The following is a 21327-nucleotide window of genomic DNA, read 5'->3' on the forward strand; positions in this document are numbered from 1 at the left end:
CCGACGACGGGCTGGCGAGCCTGAGTCGCCCGTCGCGTCAGCTCGCCCGGAGACCGACCGCCAGCGTCAGTTCGAGGACCCGGTGCGGTGTCGCGAGGTCCGGGAACAGCTCCCGCAGCTGTGACATCCGGTACCGGACGGTCTGGGGGTGGACGAACAGCGCCGCCGCCACCTCGTCCCGCCTGCCCTGGTGCAGCAGCCACGCCCGCAGCGTCTCCTCCAACCGCCGTGCCGTCGCGGCAGGCAGGGCCCGCAACGGTGCGAGGGCTCGGGCACGCAGGTCCGCCAACGCGTCCTCGTCGGCGCTCAGCACCAGCTCCGGCAGATGGTCCTCGGTGTCGCGGATGTCGGAGGAGAGGGAGCGCGCGCGTACGGCCCGTGCGTACGAGGCGGACGCGCGCGTCCACGGCCGGGCCGGGCCGACCACGGCGGTGCGGTCGGTCATCCGCCGCAAGAGGTGTGATCGGTCGGCATCGGGGACGAGCAGCACGCCGAGGTCGTCCGGCAGATCATCGAGGACGAGGGTGTTCGGGTCGAGCAGTCGGCAGGCGGGCCGGGCCTGGGCGGCGGGCAGCAGGACGGCGGTCAGCGAGGCCGGAGGCTGCCACGCGGCCCGTTGCGCGGAGGCCAGCAGCACGTCCGGGCTCGCGCCGGCGAGCAGGTCGCGGACCAGTTGCTCCAGGTGGCGTTCATGGGCCCGGCCCCGGGCGGCCAGTTCGTCGGCGTGGCCCGCGGCGCTCGCGGCGGAGAGCTCGTCGATGTAGGCGAAGGTCAGCTCGGCGAACTTGGCGACCTCGGCGGCAGGCAGACCGGCGGGTACGGCACCCGCGGCCAGGCAGCGCCAGGCCACGCGGGCGCCGACGCGGTAGGCGCTGAGCAGGGCGTCCATCGAACGGCCGTCGCGCACCTCGCCGCGTCCCAGCTCGTAGGCCGCGTCCCCGGCGTCGCCGCCCGTGGCGTTCCCGCTCGCGAGGTCCAGGTAGTGCCCGAGGGCGGTGCGGACTGCTCGGCGGATGGTGCCGCCCATGCTGCCCGAGAGAGCGCCCGCGTAGGGAGGGACCTCGTCGATGATCGCCTGGACGACCTCGTCCGCGGTGGTCCTCAGCGCGGCCCGCAGCGCGGTGACCGTCGTCTCGTCCAGGGCCAATTCGTTGGCCCTCTGGATTGCGTGACTCATTTTTTGTTCCCCGCGAACAATTCAACCGATCAGATTCACGTCCTGCGGACAGGACTTTACGCCCTGAGGCACAGCAAGCTGGAGTCATGACGAGTGTGGCCCTGCGCAGCAGGGCGTGGAAACTGCTGGAGATGGTCACGACGCCGCTGGTGCCGTCGGACTACCTCGACCTGGTCAGCCCGCTGCGGGCCGGCGCCGACCTGCGCGGGCGCATCGAAGCCGTGCGCCCCGAGACGGGTGACGCCGCGACCATCGTGATCAGACCGGGACGGGGCTGGCGCGGCCACACAGCCGGTCAGTACGTGCGGGTCGGGGTCGACGTCGACGGGGTGCGCCTGTGGCGTGCCTACTCGCTCACCTCGCCGACCGACCGCCGGGACGGCCGCATCACGATCACCGTGAAGGCGATCCCGGACGGCAAGGTCAGCAACCACCTGGTCCGCAGGGCGACACCGGGCACGCTGATCCAGCTCGACCAGGCGACCGGTGACTTCGTGCTGCCGGAGGCCAAGCCCGCCAAGGTGCTCTATCTGACGGCCGGCAGCGGCATCACGCCCGTGATGGGCATGCTGCGCGACACCGACTTCGACGACGTCGTCATGGTCCACTCCGCGCCGCGGCCGCACGACGTGATCTTCCGCGACGATCTGCACGCCCTGGTCGCGGACAAGAAGCTGCGCCTCACCGAGCTGCACACCGACACCGACGGCATGCTCGACATCGCCCGTCTCGGCGACCTCGTGCCCGACTGGGCCGAGCGCGAGACCTGGGCCTGCGGTCCCGCGGGACTGCTCGACGCCGCCGAGGAGCACTGGACGGAGCACGGCGTCCGGGAGCGCCTGCACACCGAGCGCTTTCGCCCCACCGTCGTCGCCACCGGCGACGGTGGCGAGGTCACGTTCAGCACCACCGGCACGACCGTCGACGCGGACGGCGCCACGCCGTTGCTGGACGTCGGCGAGGAGGCCGGTGTGCTCATGCCGTCCGGGTGCCGCATGGGCATCTGCTTCGGCTGCGTCACGCCGCTCAAGGCGGGCGCCGTCCGCGACCTGCGCACCGGCGAGATCACCGAGGCCGAACCGGGCGTCCTCATCCAGACCTGCGTGTCCGCCGCGGCGGGCCCCTGTGACATCGAACGGTAGGAGCACCTTGACCGCCATCGACCCCACCGCCCATCTGACCGCGGAGCAGATCGAGGAGCTCGGCCGCGAGCTGGACGCGATCCGCGACGAGGTGATCGCGAGCCGCGGCGAGAAGGACGCCGCGTACATCCGCAAGGTCATCTCGGCGCAGCGCAAGCTCGAACTGGTCAGCCGGGGCGTGCTGTTGTTCTCGATCTTCCCGCCCGCGTGGCTGATCGGCACCGCCGGTCTGTCCGTGGCGAAGATCATGGACAACATGGAGATCGGCCACAACATCCTGCATGGCCAGTGGGACTGGATGCGGGACCCGAAGATCCACTCCACCACCTGGGAATGGGACCACGTCTCCCCGGCCGACCAGTGGAAGCACTCGCACAACGAGCTGCACCACACGTACACCAACGTGATCGGCAAGGACAACGACCTCGGCTACGGCATCATGCGCGTCGACGAGGACCAGAAGTGGCACCCGTTCCACCTCGGCCAGCCGATGTGGAACTTCATCAACGCCTGCTTCTTCGAGTACGGCATCGCGGCGTACGACCTGGAGCTCGGCAAGAACCTGCACAAGCGCCGCCGCAAGAACCCGGAGTTCCGGGCGCGGGCCAGGGCCGTGGGCCGCAAGATCCGCAAGCAGGTGCTCAAGGACTACGTGATCCACCCGCTGCTGTCGGGCCCGTCGTTCCTCCCCACGCTCGCCGCCACGTTCACCGCGAACCTGGTCCGCAACCTCTGGTCCCACTCGGTGATCATGTGCGGGCACTTCCCCGAGGGTGTGCAGGTCTTCGAGCGCCGGTCGATCAAGGGCGAGACGCGCGGCCAGTGGTACCTGCGCCAGATGATGGGCTCGGCGAACATCAGCGGCAGCAAGGCCATGCATTTCATGACCGGCAACCTGTCGCACCAGATCGAGCACCACCTGTTCCCGGACCTGCCGAGCAACCGGTACGCCGAGGTCGCGGTGAAGGTGCGCGCGCTGTTCGAGAAGTACGAGCTGGAGTACGTCACCGGGCCGCTGCCCAAGCAGGTGTTCTCCGCGTGGCGCAAGGTCGTCCGCCTCTCACTGCCGAACAAGAAGCCCAAGGTCAGGACGCCGGACCGCGAGCAGGAGCTCGTCGCGGCCTGATTCGGGCCGGTCAGAGCGCGCCGCGCCAGGAGCAGGCCGCCGTTCCCCCGACCGGTACGGGGACGCTGAGTACCGCCCCGGAGGCCGAGGTCGGGTTCGTCACCCCGTACCGGGCCGTGGTGACGAAGAGGCGGTCGGTGTCTCCGGGCAGCAGGCACACCGACGTGGGATGCGGGGCGGGGACGGTCAGGGTGTCGAGGAGGCGGCCGTCGGGATGGTAGCGGCGGACCGCCCCCGCTCCCCACAGCGCCACCCACAGGCAGCCCTCCGCGTCGACGGTCATGCCGTCGGGACTTCCTTCCCCGTCACGCAGTCGGGCGAAGGTCTCCGGGCCGCCCACGAGCCCGCCCGAGACGGGGTCGACACGGCAGCGCAGGACGGTGCCGACAGCCGTGTCCGCGAGATACATGGTCGTGCCGTCGGCGGTGAACGCGGGGCCGTTGGCGATGGTCAGCCCGTCGAGGACTCGCACCACCGTGCCGTCCGGGTCCGTCCGGTAGAGGGAGCCCGCGCCGGGGGTGCCGTCGTAGGCCATGCTGCCGGCCCAGAAGCGCCCCGCGGGGTCCGCGACGCCGTCGTTCATGCGGCTGGGGGCCGGGGTGCGGTCCTCGGGCCGGTCGAGCCATTCCAGGGTGCCGTCGGGGGTGAGCAGCGCGATGCCGGTGCCCGCGGCGGCGATCCAGCTGTCCGGTCGGCCGGCCACCGGGGCGACGGCGCCCAACGGGACGTCGAGGCGGGCGAGTCGGGTCGGACCGAGGTCGTCGCGGTCGTCGCGCAGTTCGAAGAGCCGCCCGCTGAGGATGTCGACGTACACGTACCGGCCGTCGAACCAGCGGCCGCCCTCGGCGAGTTCGTAGGCTCCCTCGACGACGACCGCCGCCGTTGGTGTCATGTTCCGTTCTCCTTGAACTGCTTGCATCGCTTGGGTCAGCGGATGGTCGTGCCGTCGGGCTGGTCGAACAGGCCGAGTTCGTCCCGCGCGGGAAGGCCCTCCCAGTCGCCCCGGGTGGCGACGGCGAACGCCGAGGTGGTGACGGCCCGGTGCAGCCGGGCCGGGACGTCCGCGCCGTCGAGGAGTCCGGAGAGGTATCCGGCCACGAAGGCGTCGCCCGCGCCGACGAGATCGACGGCGTCGACCTGTCGTGCCGCGCGGTCGGTCGCCCCGTCCGCGGTGAAGGCGGTCGCGCCGCGCGCGCCCCGTTTCACGACCACTTCGCCGACCCCCTCGGCCAGAACAGCGCGCACCGCCTCGGGTTCGTCCACGCCGGGTCGTGCCAGTACGAGCGGTAGTTCGTCCTCGGAGGCGATGAGCAGGTCGACGTGTGCCAGCATCGGCCTGAGTGCGGCGCGGGCCCGGTCGGCGGTCCACAGCCGGGAGCGGTGGTTGATGTCGAGGCATACGGTGATGCCGGCTTCGTGTGCGGTGGCGGCGGCGGTCAGGGCCGCGTCGGCCGCTGTGGGGCTGAGCGCCGGCGTGATGCCGGTCAGGTGCAGGACGCGGGGCCCGTCGGCCAGCGCGGGCAGGACGTCGGCCGGTGCGACGGCCGAACCGGCGGATCCCGTGCGGTAGTAGCTGACGCGGGTGAGCGTGCCCAGGCGGGGCTCGGTCATCAGCAGTCCCGTGGGGCGGCCGGCGTCGTCGGTGACCGCGTGGGTGGTGTCGACGCCCTCGGCGCGCAGGGTACGCAGGACCAGCGCGCCGAGTTCGTCCGCGCCGACCCGGCCGGCCCAGCGCACCCGGTGCCCGAGCCGGGCGAGACCGATGGCGACGTTGGACTCGGCGCCCGCCACGGACAGCCCGAGACTGCCGCCGAGCCGGAGGGCGCCGTGGGCCCGGAGCGCGGCCATCGTCTCGCCGAAGGTGACGACCTCGGGCGGAACCGATCTCGTCATGACCTGCCCCCGGCCGTCACCGTGCGGAACTCGGCGGCACGGTCCCGGAGTCGCCGCAGGTCGCCGCCGTCGGCGGCGTCCCCGACCAGGGGCGAGCCGACGCCGACGGCCAGGGCGCCCCGGTCCAGGTAGTCCCGTGCGGCCTGCGCGTCGACCCCGCCGACGGGCACGAAGGGCACCTCGGGGAAGGGGTCGCGCAGGGCCCGCAGATAGCCGGGCCCCCCGAGCACGCCGGGGAAGAGTTTGATCGCGTCCGCACCTCGTGCGAGGGCGGTCTCGATCTCGGTCGGTGTCAGGGCACCCATCAACACGGGTACGCCGAAGGACACCGGCCCGTCGAGCACGGCCGGAGTGACGAGGTACGACGCTCCGGCCTCCACGGCACGTTCGGCGTCCGCGGCCGAGCGCACGGTCCCCGCGCCGAGGAGGGCGTCGGGGCCGAGTTCGGCGCGGGCCTGCCGGATGACGGTCAGGGCGTCGGCGGTGGTCAGCGAGACCTCGATGACCGCGACGCCCTCTTCGGTGAGGGTGCGTACGGTGCGCAGGGCCGCGGCGGGGTCCTTGCCGCGGACGATCGCCAGCAGGCGGTGGGCGCGGAGCGATTCCACCAGGTTCATGGGAGCGGGGCTCTCCTCGGGTCGGGGGTGTGGGGGCCTGATGGTGCTCACCACTCGGTGAACGACCCGTCGGCGCCCCGCCACACGGGGTTGCGCCAGCGGTGTCCGGTCTCGGCGGCCCGGCGTACGGCCTTCTCGTCGATGTCGACGCCGAGGCCGGGGCGGGCGGAGGCGACGGCGTATCCGTCCTGGAAGCGGAAGGGTTCGGGGTCGAGCACGTAGTCCAGCAGGTCGCACCGCTGGTTGTAGTGGATGCCCATGCTCTGTTCCTGGATGAGGAAGTTCGGTACGGAGAAGGCGATCTGGAGGCTCGCGGCCAGGGCGAGGGGGCCGAGGGGGCAGTGCGGTGCCATGGCCACGTCGTACGTCTCCGCCATGGCGGCGATGCGGCGGACCTCGGAGATGCCGCCGGCGTGCGAGAGGTCGGGCTGGGCGACGGCGATGCCGCTGGTCAGGACCTCACGGAAGTCCCAGCGGGAGTACAGGCGTTCGCCGGTCGCCAGCGGAACGCTCGTGGACTCCACCAGGCCGCGCAGGTTGCCGGAGTGTTCCGGTGCGACGGGTTCCTCGACGAACAGCGGGTGCAGTTCCTCGAGTCGGGGCAGGAGGCGGCGTGACATGGCGGTGGAGGCCCGGCCGTGGAAGTCGACGGCGATGTCGCGTTCGTCGCCCAGTACTTGGCGGACGGCCGCGACACGGGCGACGACCTCCGCGGTGCGGGCCGGGGTGTCGATCGGCGCGAGTTCGGCCGAGGCGTTCATCTTGACGGCGGTGAAGCCCGCCTTGATCTGCTCCTCGGCCAGCTCCGCGACCTCGCTGGGCCGGTCCCCGCCGATCCAGGCGTACATCCGGACGCGGTCGCGCACGGGGCCGCCGAGCAGGCGGTGCACCGGGACGCCGTAGGTCTTGCCCGCGATGTCCCACAGCGCCTGGTCGATGCCGGCCACGGCGCTGGAGAGGATGGGGCCGCCCCGGTAGAAGCCGCCCTTGGTGAGTACCTGCCAGTGGTCCTCGATGCGCAGCGGGTCCCGGCCGACGAGGTAGTCGGCCAGTTCGTGCACCGCGGCGCGTACGGTCTCGGCACGGCCCTCGATCACGGGCTCGCCCCAGCCGGTGACCCCCTCGTCGGTGGCCACGCGCAGGAACAGCCAGCGCGGGGCCACGAGGAACGTCTCAAGTCCGGTTATCTTCAAGGAGTTCCCTCGGGATGCTGGTCCGTCACGGTGTCGTCGTGGTCTTCCCGGGCCTGTACGGCGGCCAGGTCGTGCGACGCCTGGGCGAGCAGGGACGCGACGGCGGCCACCGCCGCGTCCGGGTCTCCGGCCTCGACCGCGTCGAGGAGTTCCTGGTGCACGGGGATGGAGTCGGAGAAGTGCCGGGCGCCGTGCACGATCCGGTCGCGGACGCGCAGGCCGGCTTCGATGACGACCTCCATCCGGCTGAGCAGTTCGTTGTGGGCGGCGTCCAGCAGGGCGCGGTGGAAGGCCAGGTCCGCCTCGACCATCGCCTCCGCGTCCGTGCCGGCCGCCGCCATCGCGTCGAGCGCGTGGCGCAGCGCGTCCAGGTCGGCGGGGGTGCGGCGGGTCGCGGCGAGCCGGGCCCCGGCGGGTTCGACGATCGCGCGGACCTCGGCGAGGTCCTCCAGGAACCGGTCGGTGGGAGCACTGCTGCCCTGCCAGCGCAGCAGGTCGCTGTCGAGCAGGTTCCAGTCGGCGCGCGGTCTGATGGTCGTACCGCGTTTCTGCCTGGACTCCAGGAGGCCCTTGGCCGCCAGCACGCGCAGCGCCTCGCGCACGACGGTCTTGCTGACGCCGAGTTCGGTCTCGAACTTGGCCGGGTCCACCACGGAGCCCGGGGGGTAGTCGCCGCGGATGATGCGCCGGCCCAGCTCCTCCACGGCCTGGCCGTGCAGTCCCCTCGGGGGATGGGTCACCACGTTCTCCGTTTCCGTATCGGTCCTGCCGGTCGGCGCCCGGCGGGGTGCACGACGCTCACGAGGACTCCTTCATGACGCTCCATCCTCCATCGACCACGAGGCTCGCACCGGTCACATAGGAGGCGTCCGCCGATACCAGGAAGGCGACGGCGGCCGCCACCTCCTCCGGCTGTCCGAACCGCCTGGCCGCCGTGGCCGCCACACTGCGCTGCCGGTCGGCCTCCGGGATCCCGTCCCAGGCGGCGGTGAGGATGGGTCCGGGCAGCACCGTGTTGACCCGGATGTCAGGACCGTACTCCACGGCCAACTGCCGTCCCAATGAGCACAGCGCGCCCTTGGCGGCGGCGTAGGCGGCATGGCCCGGCAGGCCGATGACCGCGTGCACCGAGGAGGTCAGGACGACGGAGCCCTTCGCCGTGCGCAGCATGGCCGCGAACGTCTTCATCGCGCGCCAGGCGGGCTTGAGCAGGACCGCCATCTGACCGTCCCACTCGGTCTCGCTCAGCTCGTGGGCGGGCTTGTTGAGCTGGGCGAAGGCGTTGCTGTGCAGCACGTCCAGCCGGCCGTGGTGCTCGTCGACGTGGCGGGCCAGGTTCTCCCAGTCGGCGGCCGAGGTCACGTCGCAGCGTACGTACTCCGCGTGTCCGCCGCCGTCCGCGATGTGCGCCGCGACCGCCTTGCCGGCCGTGTCGTCCACGTCCGTGACCACGACCAGCGCCCCTTCGGCCGCGAGTCGGTGGGCCGTGGCCGCGCCGATTCCGTGCGCCGCCCCGGTGATCACCGCCACGCGCCCCGTCATCCTGCGGCATTCCGTCATCACGTGCGTCTCCCTCGCTCCTGTCTACGCGCCCACCATAGCTGTTTCAATTAATTATGAATATATCTTGACGGGGTGGTGATGCCGCTCCGAGACTGACCGGCACACCAAGGCACCTTCAGCACGAAGCCAGGAAGGACCTCCTCCCATGAGCCGCACCACACCCCGCCGCAGAGGCCGGGGCGCACTCGCGACGACCCTTGTCGCCCTCTCCCTGCTCATCTCCGCGTGCAGCGGTTCGACCGACAGCCAGGACAAGGCGCAGGCACCCGCAAAGCCCGGCGAGAAGGTCGACCTGCGCTTCTGGTCGTGGGTTCCCGGTGTCGACAAGGCCGTCGACAAGTGGAATGCCACGCACCCGGACATCCGCGTCAAGCTGGAGAAGATCCCGGCAGGCAGCAGCGGCGGCTACGCGAAGATGCGCGCCGCCCTCAAGAGCGGCAACGCGCCCGACCTGGCGCAGGTGGAATACCAGGAGATCCCCTCGTTTTTGCTGGAGAACGGCCTGGTGAACCTGTCCGAGTACGGCGCGGACAAGAGCCGGTCGAAGTTCGTGGACTGGCAGTGGCAGCAGGGGGTCTTCGGTTCGGCCGTCTACGCGATCCCGCAGGCGTCCGGTCCGATGGGGATGTTCTACCGCTCCGACCTGTTCGAGAAGTGGGGCATCGCTCCGCCCAAGACCTGGGACGAGTACGCCCAGGCCGCGGAGAAGATCCGCAAGGCCGACCCGAAGGCCTACATCGGCACCTTCCCTCCCGGCAACTCCGCCTGGTTCACCGCGCTCGCCTGGCAGGCCGGCGCCAAGTGGTTCGGCGTCGACGGTGACAACTGGACCGTGAACATCGACTCCCCGGAGACCCTCAAGGTCGCCGCGTTCTGGGACGAGATGCGCACCAAGAAACTGATCAAGACCGAACCCGACTTCGCCAACGGCTGGTACAAGGACCTCCAGTCCGGTGCCATCACCTCGTGGGTCAGCGCCCAGTGGGGCGACGCCATCATCAGCGGAAACGCCCCCAAGACCGCCGGCAAGTGGGCGGTGGCGCCCATGCCGCAGTGGACGAAGGGCGCGAACGTGTCCGCGAACTGGGGTGGTTCCTCCACGGCTGTCCTCAAGGGCGCCAAGCACATCCCCGAGGCCCTGAAGTTCGCCGAGTGGCTCAACACCGACCCCGAGAGCGTCGACCTGCTGCTGCAGGGCGGCTACGGCTGGCCCGCGGGGGCCGACGCGTACAAGGGCTCCTCGCTGGACAAGCCGTCAGAGTTTTACGGGGGCCAGAAGTACAACGAGGTCTTCGCGGAGGCGGACAAGAACATCGACACCTCGTGGAAGTGGATACCGACGATCGCCGCCACCTACCAGCACCTCAACGACGGCTTCCAGGCCGCCGTGGCGGGCAAGGGCACGTTCGTCTCCGCGGTCCAGCAGGCACAGAAGCAGACCGTCGAGGACCTGCAGAGGAAGGGTCTGAAGGTTTCCACCGGCCAGTGACCGCCTCCGGAGGGCGCGACACGGCCGTCGCCGTTCTCCCCTCCGGACTCCAGAAAGTACCTTGATGCCGACCCGCACCCGAGCGCCCCGCCGCCGCAGAAATCTGGCGCCCGTCGCCTTCGTCGCGCCCTTCCTCCTGCTGTTCCTGCTGACCTTCGCCGTCCCCATCGCCTACGCCGTTCACCAGAGCGTCATGGATGTCGAGTACACCGGACCGCTGGGGCTCGGCGGCAGCCGTACCGCCTTCGTAGGGCTGAGCAACTACTCCCACGCGTTGTCCGATGACGCCTTCCTGCGCAGCGTCGGCCGCGTCCTGCTGTTCGCGGTCGTCCAGGTGCCGGTGATGGTCGCGCTCGCCGCCGGGCTCGCGCTGCTGCTGGACAGCGCCTCGGCCAGGGGCGTGCGGTTCTTCCGCGCCGCCTACTTCCTGCCCTACGGCGTTCCGGGGGTCATCGCGTCCATCCTGTGGGGCTTCCTGTACGTGCCGGGAGTCAGCCCTCTCGTGGACGGCATGCGGCACCTGGGGGTGTCGGTGGACCTGTTGGGCGGGAGCACGGTGTTGTGGTCCATCGCGAACATCGTCGTCTGGGAGTTCGCCGGCTACAACGTGCTGGTGCTCGTCGCCCAACTGCGTACGATCCCCGCGGAGTTGTACGAGGCCGCCCGCATCGACGGCGCCGGTGCGTGGACGACGGTCCGGTATGTGAAGCTGCCGCTGCTGCGCCCGGCACTGGTCCTCACCACGGTCTTCACCATCATCGGCACGCTGCAACTGTTCGCGGAACCCCTGGTGCTCCGGCCCGTCTCGTCGAGCATCGACAGCGCCTACACCCCCAACCTCAGCGCCTACAACGAGGCGTTCACCAACGACAACTACCACCTCGCCGCTGCCGAGGCGGTGCTGCTCGCCCTCGCCGCGTTCGTGCTCTCCTTCGGTTTCCTGCGCCTGATCAACAAGAGAGGTGGGGACGCGTGAGTCTCCAGACACCGGCCCGCGCGGTCCGGCCGAGCGGTGTGACGCCGGCCTCCGACGACGGCACGCCACCGCGCGGCGGCATCAGCGGGGTCACCACGCGCAGTCGCATCCTGGTCACCGGCCTGCTGGTGGCGGCCGCCGGGTACTTCCTGCTCCCGGTGTACTGGCTGGTCGTGGCGTCCACCAAGTCCACCGGCGAGCTGTTCGGCAGCTTCGGGCTGTGGTTCTCCCAACCCCAGCTTCTGAGCAACCTGCACCAGGTGGTCACCTACGACGACGCGATCTACCTGCGCTGGGCCGCCAACAGCCTGCTGTACGCGGGGGTCGGCGCGGGCGTGGCGACGCTGCTGGCCGCGATGTCCGGTTACGCGCTGGCCAAGTTCTCCTTCACCGGCCGCGACACCCTCTTCAACGTCGTGCTGGGTGGCGTCCTGCTCCCCGCCACGGCGCTGGCGCTGCCCATGTACCTGCTGTTCAGCAAGGCGGGCCTCGCCAACACCTATTGGGCGGTCCTGCTGCCGAGCTTCGTCAGTCCCTTCGGCGTGTATCTCTGCCGGATCTACGCCGCGGCGTCCATACCGGACGAGCTGCTGGAGGCGGCCCGCATCGACGGCGCGGGAGAGTTCCGCATCTTCGGGGTCGTCGCCCTGCGGATCATGACCCCCGCCCTGGTGACGATCTTCCTCTTCCAGTTCGTGGGCATCTGGAACAACTACTTCCTGCCGCTGGTCATGCTGTCCGACTCCAAGCTGTACCCCATCACCCTCGGTCTGACGTCGTGGCAGTCCTTCGCCGACCGCCAACCGCAGCTCTACCAACTGACCGTGGGAGGCGCCTTCGTCTCCGTCGTCCCCCTGATGATCGCCATGGTGGCCCTGCAGCGCTTCTGGCGCAGCGGCCTGACCGAGGGCAGCGTGAAGGGCTGACCGTTCGTACGAAGGCGGAGGGGGAAGGGCCGGACGGCCCTTCCCCCTCCGCCGTGCCCCGTCACGTCATTCGCCCCTGGGGTTCACGGCCTTGCGGAACACGTCGTGGACGAGCTTGGGCCGCTCCTCGTCGAAGGTGAGCAGACCCATCACGGAGATGCCGTTGTAGTCCTGGTTGTACCCGGCGCGCTGCTTGTAGTCCTTGAGGACCCAGTAGGTGAATCCGGCGACGAACGCGCTGCGTGCGGTCACCTGGTCCCAGTGCGCGGTGAAGCTCGCCGCCTGCCACTCCTCCGTGCCCTGCGTGGTGGCGGGGCCGTGGGTGCCGGCGACGGACCAGGTGCCGTTCTCGGTGATCAGGATGGGCTTGTCCGGGTACTTCGCGTGCACCGCGTCGAGTGTGGGGCCGAGGTCGGCGTCCTTGCCGTAGAAGTAGCCGAAGTACTCGTTGAACCCGATCACGTCGGCGAGGGCGAAGGCGGGGTCGTTGCTGGTGTTGGAGGCCCAGGTCACGGGGCGGGCGGTGAGGTCGACCGCCTTCACGGCCGCCTTGAGGTCGGCGAGCCAGGCGCGGTAGACGGGAGCGCCGCCGGCGTCGATCTCCGACTCGTTCTGCAGCCCCCAGAGGATCACCGAGGGGTGGTTGTGCTGGTTCCACGCCATGGTCAGGGCCAGGGCGCGCGCGAGGCCGTAGCGCTCGGTCTGCAGTTTCTCCTGGGCGGTGTTGAGCCACATGGTGTCGATGTCGTCCATCACCAGGACGCCGTGCTCGTCCGCCCAGTCGTAGACGTACGGGTGGCGGTTGTAGACGCAGTTGCGGAGGAAGTTGGCGCCTACTTTCTTGAGGTGGCCCAGTTCCCGGTCGTACTCGGCCCTCGTCATGGCCCTGCCGTGCGCGGCGGTCTCCTCGTGCCAGTTGAGGCCCTTGAGGAACAGCGGCTTGCCGTTCAGCCGCAACTGCGCGTCCGCGACGGCCAGTTCACGGACGCCGTACCGGGTGGAGAGGGTGTCCACCCGTGGGCCGGAGTGCTTCCCGGCGCTCAGGGTGGCACGGGCGGTGAGTGTGCGCGGCGCGGCCGGGCTCCAGCGCGGGGCGTGGGGTATGGGGACCGAGACGCGCACCACGCCTGCCGAACGGGCGGCGATGCGGGCGGCGACCACGGCGGGCCGGCCCCCGCTGCCCCGGCCGGGATCCAGCGTGAGGCGGCCGTCGAAGTCGACGTCGCCGTGGTTCTCGACGACCGCCCGTGCCTCGAGGCGTCCGCCCGCACCGACGACGAGCAGTTTGGCGATGGTGACCCGTGGGACCGCCTCGATCCAGGCGGACCGGGTCAGTCCCGCGTAGGGCCAGTAGTCGACGGGCTTGTACGGCAGCTCGTGGTCGTCCGTGACCGGCTGCGGCTTCGCGGCCGTGTAGTCGGTGTAGCTCGCCCGGCGGAAGACCCGGACGGCGATCGTCTGGCGGGTCCCCGGCTTCACGGCCCCGGCCACCGGAAGCGCGAAGGGCGAGTTGGCGCCCTCGTGCTTGCCCAGATGCCTGCCGTCGAGCCAGACCTCGGCGCTGTACCCGGCGGCGAGGAAGGCGATCCGGATGTGCCGGGCGCGCCAGGAGCCGGGGACGTCGACGGTGGTGCGGTACCAGGCGTAGCCGTCGTTGAACGCGGTGCCCACCGCGAAGGGGGCGTCCTGCGAGCCGAACCCGGGAGTGTTCAGCAGGTCCCAGGCGGCCGGGACGTCGATACGGTCCCAGGCCCTGTCGTCGTGGGACGGAGACTGCCAGCCCTCGTCGAACCCCTGGGCGGCGGGGTCGAAGCGGAAACGCCACCGCTTGTCCAGGGACAGGTAGTCGCGGGTCGGCTCATGGGTGCGCCAACCGTCGAAGGCCGGGAGCACAGAACCGTACTGGAAGACGACGTCGGTGCCGTCGACATCGCGCACATGGGTCCCGGAGGGCTCCGTCGGCGGGTGGGTGTCCAGCACCGGGCCGTCCTGGGCGGCCACGGCCGTGCCGTCTGCCGCACGCGCCGTCTCCGGCCAGGCCGGCAGGGCGACGAAGGCGGCGGCGCCGAGTGCCGTGACGACGGTGCGCCGGGACGGATGGGTGGATTCGGTCATGGCGGGCGGCTCCCTCGATGCGCATACGTGTTCGTCCGCCCCACAGCCTGGACAACCCCGCCACCCTCGTCAAGGATTATTCATAAATAATGAATTGAGCTAGCGTGGTGCTGTCGAACCGCCGACGGCGTCCCACCGCACACGAACGACGGGTGACCTCATGACCACCGCACAGCAGCAAGCCACCACGAGTGAGACCGCGGCCCGGCTCGCCATCACCTTGTGGGACTTCAGCTGGTACACCCAGGCAGGTCCCGGCGAACCGTTCGCCGACCTCGACCGCGCCTTCGCCGAGACAGTGGACCGGGGCTTCAACACCGTGCGCGTCTGCGCCATGCCCTTCCTGCTGTTCTCCGGGCGCGTCCAGGACCCGGAGTCGATCCACATCCGCGGACTGGGCGAGCAGTTCGGCCAGCGCACCCGCTGGTACGACGTGCGCGGCGGCTACCGACTGGACGGCCGCCGAAGGCTCGTCGAGCTGTTCGAGGCGGCCGCCCGCCACGGCTGTAAGGTGATCGTGTCCTCCTGGGAGTACCAGCAGTCCCCCAGCTTCGCCGACACCGACGCCTGGCACCGTGCCCTCGCCGAGGTGCCCGGCCCGGAGCGCGCGGAGGCCGTGGCCGAAGCGCTCGCCGGTCTCCTCGACTTCCTCACCGAGCGCGGGCTGGCCGACCACGTCGCCTACGTCGAGGTGCACAACGAGGTCGACAACTGCTCCCTGGTACCGCGCGACGGCGTCACCCACTACGCCTACCTGCGCGGCCCTCTGGACCGTGCCGTGAAGCTGCTGCGGGCCCGCCATCCCGCCATCCCCGCCACCTACTCGCTGGGCGAGCCGTGGCCGAGCGAGATCGACGACCTGCCGGAGGGGGCGCAGATCGCGCACTTCCACTTCTACGTCTACGGAGTGCTCGGCGCGCTCTACGAGGCGGTCGGCCTCGGGCACGGCACCGAGGCGGCACCCGAGACGGCCGCCTGGCCCACCCCCGAACTGGCCGCCATGCTGCGCCCCGACGCACCCGCCTTCGCCGACTACCAGCCGGACGAGCCCTGGCGGCTGGCCGCCACCGGCATCCCCCGCGAACTGTTCTACGCCCACGACTGGGTCGACCCGGACCGCTGGGACCTGTGGCTGTACGAGAACTACGCGGCACACCGGCAGAACATGCGGGAGACGCTGGCCTCCTGGGTCGACTCCGTCGCCGCATTCGCCGGCCGGCGCGGCATCCCCGCGGTCCTCGGTGAGGGCGTCGTCGGCTACACCCCGCTCCTGACACGCTTCGAGGAGGACGCCGTCGGCAAGGACATCGCCGAGTTCGTCGTCGACCGCTGCCTCGCCGCGGGCTTCCGGGGCGTCGTCCTCACCTCCAACGCGGCCCCGCACCACCCCATGTGGCACACCGACCGGGACTGGATGCGACGGGTCAACGCCCGTGTCACAGCGGCCTGACCGCACACCCGCGACGGACCGGGCTCCGGCACGATCGAGCACTCGCCGGTCGCCCCCGTCCGTGAGTTCGGGAACGTAGGACTCCCGGGGCCGGGGCCGCGCGCGGCGGGAGATGTCCCGAAGAATTCCCCGCCTTCAGACGGGGGCGGAAGTCGAGCATGATGACGGGATGAACCACTGCGACCAGCGCTTCCACGTCATCGTGCTGTCGAACTTCGCGAAGGGCTTCGACAAGTACGCGTTCGCCTACGGCAAGGCGGGCATCCCGGAGAGTACCTACCCCGACCGGTTCCACCTGCTGACCCGCGCGGAGTTGGGCATCGGCATCGGCAAGGCGCGCCGCCTCCTCGACCGTCTGGCCATTCCGGGTGACCGGCTGCTGGTGCTGGAAACCATGGTGGACCCCGACAAGCTGGTGCCCAACGTGTCGACGGGCCTCGGCATGGAACTGCACGAGGCACGCATCCGCTTGTCGGCGGTCCACGAACTCGACCGAGCGGACGACGAGTTCACTCTGCGCCCGACCACCGTCGAGGACGCGATGGCGGCCTCCTTGCAGCTGCACGGTTCGGCACTGCGCCGCTACGCCGACACGCGGCCGCGCTCGGTGTCGCTCCTGCCGGTCGCCTCCGCCTGCCAGGCCCGGTGTTCGTTCTGCTTCTCCTCGGCTTCGATCTCCAGCGACCAGGCACCGGCACGGGTCCCGTGGGACGCGGTCGCCCACTGGCTGGAGCGGGCCCGTGCGGCGGGGGCCGAGCGTGCCGTGATCACCGGCGGCGGGGAGCCCACGCTCATACCGTTCGAGCAGCAACGGCGCCTGATATCCGCCTGCTCGGCGGCCTTCCCGAAGGTCGTCCTGATCACCAACGGGCACACCCTGGCGAAGGGCTCGCACGCTGACCGGGCCGAGCGCCTCGCGGCCCTCGGCACCGCGGGCCTGAGCGTGCTGGCGGTCTCCCGGCACCACCAGGACGACACCGTCAACGAGCGACTGATGATGCTGCGCACCCCGGTGAGCTCCGTCGTCGAGACCTGGCGTGAGGAACGTGACCGCTGGCCGGGCCTGCGGATGAGACTGATCTGCGTGCTCCAGCACGGCGGCGTCGCCGACGCGGCCGGGGTCGCCGACTATCTCTCGTGGGCCGCGGCTCTCGGTGTCGAGGAAGTCTGCTTCAAGGAGCTCTACGTATCCACGAGCACCGAGTCGCTCTACTTCGACCGCACCGCCAACGTCTGGAGCCGAGAGCACCAGGTCTCGCTGTCCGTCGTCACCGGGTTCGCCGAGCGGCACGGTTTCGCGCTGACGAGCCGCCTGCCCTGGGGCGCGCCGGTCTACGACGGCAGCTGGGACGGTCGGCCGATGCGGATCGCCGCGTACACCGAGCCCAGCCTGCTCTGGGAACGGACCAGCGGGATCGCCCGCAGTTGGAACGTCATGGCCGACGGACGCTGCTACGCCTCCCTGGAGGACCGGGCCAGCGAGATCGTGCCGGAAGGCGCGGCGGCATGAGGTTCGAGGAGTTCCAGCGATTCCGGCAGCGGCAACTCACTCCTTCCTCGGACCTCACTCGTTCCTCGACGTTGCTGGACGCCGCCGAGACCAACGTGTACCGGGCGCTCGCTGCGCTGCGACCGGCGCCGCCCACCGACATGCGTACGGTGTACCGGTGCGACCTCGCCCGCGCCTGGCTGCGGCGTTTCGAGCTGCCGGAGGAATGGTCCCGCCACGCCATGGTGTGTCGAGGGGTCCGGCACGGGCTGGGTGTGGTCTTCCGCCGACTGCGCACCGTGCGGGCGCGGTTGTGGCTGCCCAGCGACGTGTACCCGGTGTACTTCGACCTGGCCCGCGCCGCTGGCCTCGAACCCGCCTCCTACCCGACGCTACCGGCGCCCGCTCTCCCGCCGTCGGCGCCATCGACGCCGTCGGCGGCGGACCACCGGCCCGAATACCTGCTGCTCGCCAACCCCAGCAAGCCGCTCGGCCGCTACCTGTCGGACGCCGAGTGCGCCGCGGTGATCTCGTGGTTGCGGGGGTCACCACACCGCCGCGTGCTGATCGACAGCGTCTACGACCTGGGAGCCCCGTTCGCCGCCGGCACCCGGCGGCTGCTGGACACCGGTCGTGCGGTCCTGCTGCATTCGGTCACCAAGGGATGGTTGTGGCCCCGCACGTTCGGCGTGGTCCTGCTGGACCCCGCGGACGCCGAACTGGTCGATGCGTTCCGGGCGGATCCGCCGACTCCGGACCAACTGCAGCTCGCCGACCGTCTCCTGACCGAGCACGGTGACGTGCCCCGGCAGGTCGCCGACGAACTGACCGCCCGGGCCGAGCGGCTGTTCGAGCGGCTGCCCGACGACGTGCTCGGGGCGATTCCCGAGACGAGCCGGACGAGTCCCGGCAACTACTTCTTCCCTGTCGACATCCCGGCGGAGACCCTCCGGCACGAGTACGGCGTGCTCGCCGCGCCGGTCAGTGTGTTCGGTGAGAGCGACTGGTCCGGCTCCGTCCTGACCAGCCTCGCCGACGCTTTCGCCCCCACACCGACGGACGCACAGCACCGCTGAAGGACCTGGCCGTCCGCGTCGACGCGAGCGTGGGGTTCCTGGCACAGGAACCCCACGCCGCGAGTCGTACACCCGGAGAATCAGACACCGCTCTGTTCGGACGACGGGTACGGCCCCTCGGACGCGGGCGGCTCCGCCGGGCGGCCCCGCAGCTCCCGCTCCCTGGCAGCCAGCGCCCTCGCCAGCATCTTCGCGCGGTAGGGGTTCGACGTATCGAGGGCCTTCGCCACCTCCACGGCTTCGTCCACCAGGGCCAACCGTCGTTCAGGCAACTCCCGCAGCAGGGGGGAGCCGCTCACCTCCACCAGGACGTACGCCAGCTTCGAGCCGTACGTCTCCGGCTCGACCTGTGTCAGAAGGCGGTAGATCCACAGCCCTTCGGCACCACGCACCACCCGCCGGTTGGCGCTCAGGAGCCTGACCCTCGCCAGCACGACCATGTCCTGATCCATCGATCCCCTTCGTCAGACCACCCCCGGCCCGTGCACGTCACACGGTGAGACAGCACGGCGAGCGCGCCGACAACCGATGACGGTTGCCGACACGTTGGCCGGAGTGTGGATGACGACGAGTCTGACGCGCGGCACCACCTGCCACAAGAAAAAACGGGCGTGCGCTACGTCCTACCGAAAACCCCCTCCGAACAGGCATGATGGACCTGACACTCGCTCAAGGCCGCACGGAGTCGGGACCGGTCATCGGGGCCGCGGTCGTCCCGGACGACTACGCGACGGACGGGCCGGCAGTGCTCCCGACACCACCCCCCTCGGCTCAGCCGCTGACTGGCTGGGCGCAGCGCGCCGTCGAGACGTTGGGGCAAGTCTCTCCGTCCCTCCCCTCCGCGCGCGTCGGCCTCGGGCGCGTGCGGCTTCCGGGTCGTGCGCGACACTGGTCGGGTGATCGTCGAACGTGCCTATGCCCACCTCTCCTCGTACGACGAGGACGCCTGGCCCTGGTCGGTGCCCTGCGTCCGCCAGCTGATCGAGGAGGGGCTGCGCTTCACCGCACCGGTGACCTTCGTGGTCGGTGAGAACGGCTCGGGCAAGTCGACCCTGGTGGAGGCGCTGGCCGAGGGGTTCGGGCTGGACTCCTACGGCGGCTCCCACGACTGGCGCTACGCCTCCCCTCGGGGCAAGTCGGCGCTCGGCGAGCGGATGAGGTTCGACGCGGCCTCACACGGGCGCCGCATGATGACCAGCTGGTCGGCCCGCAAGGGGTTCTTCCTGCGGGCCGAGACCGCGCTGGACGCCCTGGACAGAGAGGGATTCTCGCCGGACTCGGTCAGCCATGGTGAGGGCTTCCTCGCGGCGCTGCGCGGGAAGTTCCTGCACCCCGGGCTCTACGTCCTCGACGAGCCGGAGGCGGCCCTCTCCTTCTCCTCGTGCCTCGAACTGATCGGGCACATCGACCGGCTGGCCAAGGAGGGCGGCCAGGTCATCTGTGCCACCCACTCCCCCTTGCTGACCGCCCTGCCGGGCGCGGACATCGTCGAGGTGGGCGAGCACGGCATACGGAGGGCCACCTGGCAGGAACTCGCCATCGTGGACCACTGGCGCCGCTACCTCGCCGACCCACACGCCTACCTGCGGCACATCGTCGAGGAGTAAGGCCGCGTCCGCCTTCGACTGCGCGACCACGCGACCCACCGTGCGCCCTGCGTGTGCCCTACTCCAGGCGGCGGACGAAAACGTCGCTGGTCTCGTTGGTGTCCCCGGGCACGAGGTCGTTCTCCGCCGAGCTGAAAGCCACCGTCCGCCCGAGAGCGTCGACCACGGGGGACGAACGTTGAGCTGTGTCGCTCTGGCCTCCGTCCCGCGTGACGTTCAGCCGCCGCACCTCGCCGGTGACGAGATCACGCACAAAGGCATCGGCGTCACCGTTCGTGTCGCCCGGCACCAGATTGTCGGCGAACGAGGTGAAGACCACACGCCGGTTGTCGGCACTGAGAGCGGCTCCGCGCTGGTTGACCTGGCCCGCCGAGTGGTCGTTCGGCTCCGACCCGTCGTGGGCGACGGTGACGCGCCGGGTGGCTCCGGTCCTCAGATCCTTGGCGAAGACGTCCCGCTTGTCGTTGGTGTCGCCCGGCACGATCTCCGGCCACTCGCTGGCGAAGAGGGCGTAGCGCCCGTCCGGGCTCAGCTCGATGGCGCCTCGGACAGCCACGGACACGCCATCGCGGGTGTGTGCCGCCTGGACGGTCCGCCCGGTTCGGGTGTCGCGCACGTAGAAGAGGAAGGCTTGCGGCCGTCTCACCTCGGAGGCTGCCGGCCGGGCGCCCTCCTGGCCGCCGCCCTCACCCTCATCCTCACCGCCCCCTTCGCCCTCATGCTCACCGCCGCCGTCACCCGTACCGCCGCCGTCGAGCAGGAATTGGGTGCGGAAACCGATCCGGGTCCCGTCCGCACTGATCGCTGCGCCCTCCGAGAATCCGCTCGTCTGCGAGCCGTCGTCGGCCACACTGATCCGCTCGACGGTCTTCTTCCACCGGTCGCGCACGAAGACGTCGCCACGACCGTTGGTGTCCCCCGGAACCAGATCGCTCCTGCTGGAAGTGAAGGCCACGTAACGGCCGTTGGCGCTGATGGACGGCTCGTACGTCTGTGCCCAGGTGGTCCCGGACTCCACCAGCACCTCCGTCCGGCCTGTCAGCCGATCGTGCACGAAGACATCCTGGGCATCAGGGGTGTCGCCGGGCGCCAGGTTGTCGGCGTACGAGCTGAAGGCGACGTAGCGTCCGTTCGCGCTCAACGAGTACGTCGTCGACTCGTTGTCGGCCTGGGTGCCGTCGTCGGCCACGTTGACCCGCTCGATCGCCCCGGTCCTCAGATCCTTCACGAAGATGTCGGAAAACCCATTGCTGTCCCCGGCAACCAGATTGGTCGCGGAGGAATCGAAAGCGACATATCTACCGTTGGCACTGATGCCACCCACGTCGGAGAAAGCGTTGGCCTGAGTGCCCTCAGGCGTGACGCTGATCCGCTCCGTCCGGGGCCGGTGCTCGTCACCGGTCGCCACCGCGGGGTTCGCCGGCAGCATGGCCGCACAACTGCCGGCCAGGACCACCGACACCGCGGCCTGTCTCAGACAACGCATTG

Annotated in this window: 19 protein-coding genes; 9 read left to right on the top strand and 10 right to left on the bottom strand. The window is 70.5% G+C overall.

The window, feature by feature from the left end:
• Positions 1 to 37 precede the first annotated feature (37 nt).
• Positions 38 to 1177 carry a PucR family transcriptional regulator gene (locus L3078_RS01335; RefSeq protein WP_239750070.1) on the bottom strand — a complete coding sequence of 380 codons (1140 nt, stop codon included), beginning with the start codon at positions 1175 to 1177 and terminating at the stop codon, positions 38 to 40.
• A gap of 86 nt (positions 1178 to 1263) precedes the next feature.
• Here L3078_RS01335 and L3078_RS01340 point away from each other — a divergent pair, with 86 nt between their 5' ends.
• Both L3078_RS01340 and L3078_RS01345 read left to right on the top strand, forming a co-directional pair.
• Positions 1264 to 2319: a ferredoxin reductase gene (locus L3078_RS01340; RefSeq protein WP_239750071.1), complete on the top strand. Its 1056-nt coding sequence runs from the start codon at positions 1264 to 1266 to the stop codon at positions 2317 to 2319.
• A 7-nt stretch (positions 2320 to 2326) separates the two neighbouring features.
• Entirely contained in the window at positions 2327 to 3445 is a 1119-nt protein-coding gene (locus tag L3078_RS01345; RefSeq protein ID WP_239750072.1) for a fatty acid desaturase family protein, read from the top strand.
• A gap of 10 nt (positions 3446 to 3455) precedes the next feature.
• Here L3078_RS01345 and L3078_RS01350 read toward each other — a convergent pair whose 3' ends face one another.
• From L3078_RS01350 to L3078_RS01375, 6 genes are read right to left on the bottom strand one after another with little or no spacing between them, the layout of a single operon-like run.
• Entirely contained in the window at positions 3456 to 4337 is an 882-nt protein-coding gene (locus L3078_RS01350) for an SMP-30/gluconolactonase/LRE family protein (protein WP_239750073.1), read from the bottom strand.
• A gap of 35 nt (positions 4338 to 4372) precedes the next feature.
• Complete coding sequence (locus L3078_RS01355) at positions 4373 to 5338, bottom strand: sugar kinase (RefSeq protein WP_239750074.1); 966 nt, start codon at positions 5336 to 5338, stop codon at positions 4373 to 4375.
• Positions 5335 to 5955 (bottom strand): bifunctional 4-hydroxy-2-oxoglutarate aldolase/2-dehydro-3-deoxy-phosphogluconate aldolase, encoded by a 621-nt coding sequence (locus L3078_RS01360; protein WP_239750076.1) that lies wholly within the window; start codon positions 5953 to 5955, stop codon positions 5335 to 5337. Before L3078_RS01360 ends, L3078_RS01355 begins: the two co-directional genes overlap by 4 nt.
• Before the next feature lie 47 nt (positions 5956 to 6002).
• Positions 6003 to 7148 carry a galactonate dehydratase gene (dgoD, locus tag L3078_RS01365; RefSeq protein WP_239750077.1) on the bottom strand — a complete coding sequence of 382 codons (1146 nt, stop codon included), beginning with the start codon at positions 7146 to 7148 and terminating at the stop codon, positions 6003 to 6005.
• Positions 7145 to 7888 carry a FadR/GntR family transcriptional regulator gene (locus tag L3078_RS01370; protein ID WP_392310758.1) on the bottom strand — a complete coding sequence of 248 codons (744 nt, stop codon included), beginning with the start codon at positions 7886 to 7888 and terminating at the stop codon, positions 7145 to 7147. The genes dgoD and L3078_RS01370 overlap by 4 nt, the downstream gene beginning before the upstream one ends.
• Positions 7889 to 7946: 58 nt before the next feature.
• Positions 7947 to 8690: an SDR family NAD(P)-dependent oxidoreductase gene (locus L3078_RS01375; protein WP_239750079.1), complete on the bottom strand. Its 744-nt coding sequence runs from the start codon at positions 8688 to 8690 to the stop codon at positions 7947 to 7949.
• 166 nt (positions 8691 to 8856) lie between these two features.
• On the opposite strand from L3078_RS01375, the gene L3078_RS01380 reads away from it, so the two are divergent.
• The 3 genes from L3078_RS01380 to L3078_RS01390 all read left to right on the top strand — a co-directional run bounded on the left by L3078_RS01380 (position 8857) and on the right by L3078_RS01390 (position 12102).
• The gene (locus L3078_RS01380) at positions 8857 to 10200 is read left to right on the top strand and encodes an ABC transporter substrate-binding protein (protein ID WP_239750080.1); all 1344 of its coding nucleotides are present in this window, start codon (positions 8857 to 8859) and stop codon (positions 10198 to 10200) included.
• 64 nt (positions 10201 to 10264) lie between these two features.
• Positions 10265 to 11176, top strand: a complete 912-nt coding sequence (locus L3078_RS01385) for a carbohydrate ABC transporter permease (protein ID WP_239750081.1) — start codon at positions 10265 to 10267, stop codon at positions 11174 to 11176.
• On the top strand, positions 11173 to 12102 hold the full coding sequence (locus tag L3078_RS01390; protein ID WP_239750083.1) for a carbohydrate ABC transporter permease: 930 nt from the start codon (positions 11173 to 11175) through the stop codon (positions 12100 to 12102). Before L3078_RS01385 ends, L3078_RS01390 begins: the two co-directional genes overlap by 4 nt.
• A gap of 66 nt (positions 12103 to 12168) precedes the next feature.
• Here the strand turns inward: L3078_RS01390 and L3078_RS01395 are convergent, their stop codons facing one another.
• Positions 12169 to 14217, bottom strand: coding sequence for a glycoside hydrolase family 2 protein (locus L3078_RS01395; protein WP_239750085.1), 2049 nt, complete (start codon positions 14215 to 14217; stop codon positions 12169 to 12171).
• Positions 14218 to 14377: 160 nt separating this feature from the next.
• On the opposite strand from L3078_RS01395, the gene L3078_RS01400 reads away from it, so the two are divergent.
• The 3 genes from L3078_RS01400 to L3078_RS01410 all read left to right on the top strand — a co-directional run bounded on the left by L3078_RS01400 (position 14378) and on the right by L3078_RS01410 (position 18232).
• Positions 14378 to 15667 carry a cellulase-like family protein gene (locus tag L3078_RS01400; protein ID WP_239750087.1) on the top strand — a complete coding sequence of 430 codons (1290 nt, stop codon included), beginning with the start codon at positions 14378 to 14380 and terminating at the stop codon, positions 15665 to 15667.
• 169 nt (positions 15668 to 15836) lie between these two features.
• On the top strand, positions 15837 to 17177 hold the full coding sequence (locus tag L3078_RS01405) for a radical SAM family protein (RefSeq protein WP_239750090.1): 1341 nt from the start codon (positions 15837 to 15839) through the stop codon (positions 17175 to 17177).
• On the top strand, positions 17174 to 18232 hold the full coding sequence (locus L3078_RS01410) for an aminotransferase class I/II-fold pyridoxal phosphate-dependent enzyme (protein WP_239750091.1): 1059 nt from the start codon (positions 17174 to 17176) through the stop codon (positions 18230 to 18232). The genes L3078_RS01405 and L3078_RS01410 overlap by 4 nt, the downstream gene beginning before the upstream one ends.
• 80 nt (positions 18233 to 18312) lie before the next feature.
• On the opposite strand, the gene L3078_RS01415 is transcribed toward L3078_RS01410, so the two are convergent.
• Positions 18313 to 18684, bottom strand: a complete 372-nt coding sequence (locus tag L3078_RS01415) for a hypothetical protein (protein ID WP_239750092.1) — start codon at positions 18682 to 18684, stop codon at positions 18313 to 18315.
• A gap of 444 nt (positions 18685 to 19128) precedes the next feature.
• Between L3078_RS01415 and L3078_RS01420 the strand changes: the two genes are divergently transcribed.
• Complete coding sequence (locus L3078_RS01420; protein WP_239750093.1) at positions 19129 to 19839, top strand: AAA family ATPase; 711 nt, start codon at positions 19129 to 19131, stop codon at positions 19837 to 19839.
• A 58-nt stretch (positions 19840 to 19897) separates the two neighbouring features.
• On the opposite strand, the gene L3078_RS01425 is transcribed toward L3078_RS01420, so the two are convergent.
• Positions 19898 to 21301 (bottom strand): TolB family protein, encoded by a 1404-nt coding sequence (locus L3078_RS01425; RefSeq protein WP_239750094.1) that lies wholly within the window; start codon positions 21299 to 21301, stop codon positions 19898 to 19900.
• Positions 21302 to 21327 lie beyond the last annotated feature (26 nt).

It is taken from the genome of Streptomyces deccanensis (assembly GCF_022385335.1).
Lineage (GTDB): Bacteria > Actinomycetota > Actinomycetes > Streptomycetales > Streptomycetaceae > Streptomyces > Streptomyces deccanensis.

Excerpts from the sequence above, each read along its gene's own strand:
- L3078_RS01355 (WP_239750074.1), bottom strand. The coding sequence starts at position 5,338 with ATGACGAGATCGGTTCCGCCCGAGGTCGTCACCTTCGGCGAGACGATG.
- L3078_RS01415 (WP_239750092.1), bottom strand. The coding sequence starts at position 18,684 with ATGGATCAGGACATGGTCGTGCTGGCGAGGGTCAGGCTCCTGAGCGCC.
- L3078_RS01385 (WP_239750081.1), top strand. The coding sequence starts at position 10,265 with ATGCCGACCCGCACCCGAGCGCCCCGCCGCCGCAGAAATCTGGCGCCC.
- L3078_RS01405 (WP_239750090.1), top strand. The coding sequence starts at position 15,837 with ATGAACCACTGCGACCAGCGCTTCCACGTCATCGTGCTGTCGAACTTC.
- L3078_RS01400 (WP_239750087.1), top strand. The coding sequence starts at position 14,378 with ATGACCACCGCACAGCAGCAAGCCACCACGAGTGAGACCGCGGCCCGG.
- L3078_RS01380 (WP_239750080.1), top strand. The coding sequence starts at position 8,857 with ATGAGCCGCACCACACCCCGCCGCAGAGGCCGGGGCGCACTCGCGACG.
- L3078_RS01410 (WP_239750091.1), top strand. The coding sequence starts at position 17,174 with ATGAGGTTCGAGGAGTTCCAGCGATTCCGGCAGCGGCAACTCACTCCT.
- L3078_RS01375 (WP_239750079.1), bottom strand. The coding sequence starts at position 8,690 with ATGACGGGGCGCGTGGCGGTGATCACCGGGGCGGCGCACGGAATCGGC.
- L3078_RS01340 (WP_239750071.1), top strand. The coding sequence starts at position 1,264 with ATGACGAGTGTGGCCCTGCGCAGCAGGGCGTGGAAACTGCTGGAGATG.
- L3078_RS01350 (WP_239750073.1), bottom strand. The coding sequence starts at position 4,337 with ATGACACCAACGGCGGCGGTCGTCGTCGAGGGAGCCTACGAACTCGCC.
- L3078_RS01360 (WP_239750076.1), bottom strand. The coding sequence starts at position 5,955 with ATGAACCTGGTGGAATCGCTCCGCGCCCACCGCCTGCTGGCGATCGTC.
- L3078_RS01335 (WP_239750070.1), bottom strand. The coding sequence starts at position 1,177 with ATGAGTCACGCAATCCAGAGGGCCAACGAATTGGCCCTGGACGAGACG.
- L3078_RS01395 (WP_239750085.1), bottom strand. The coding sequence starts at position 14,217 with ATGACCGAATCCACCCATCCGTCCCGGCGCACCGTCGTCACGGCACTC.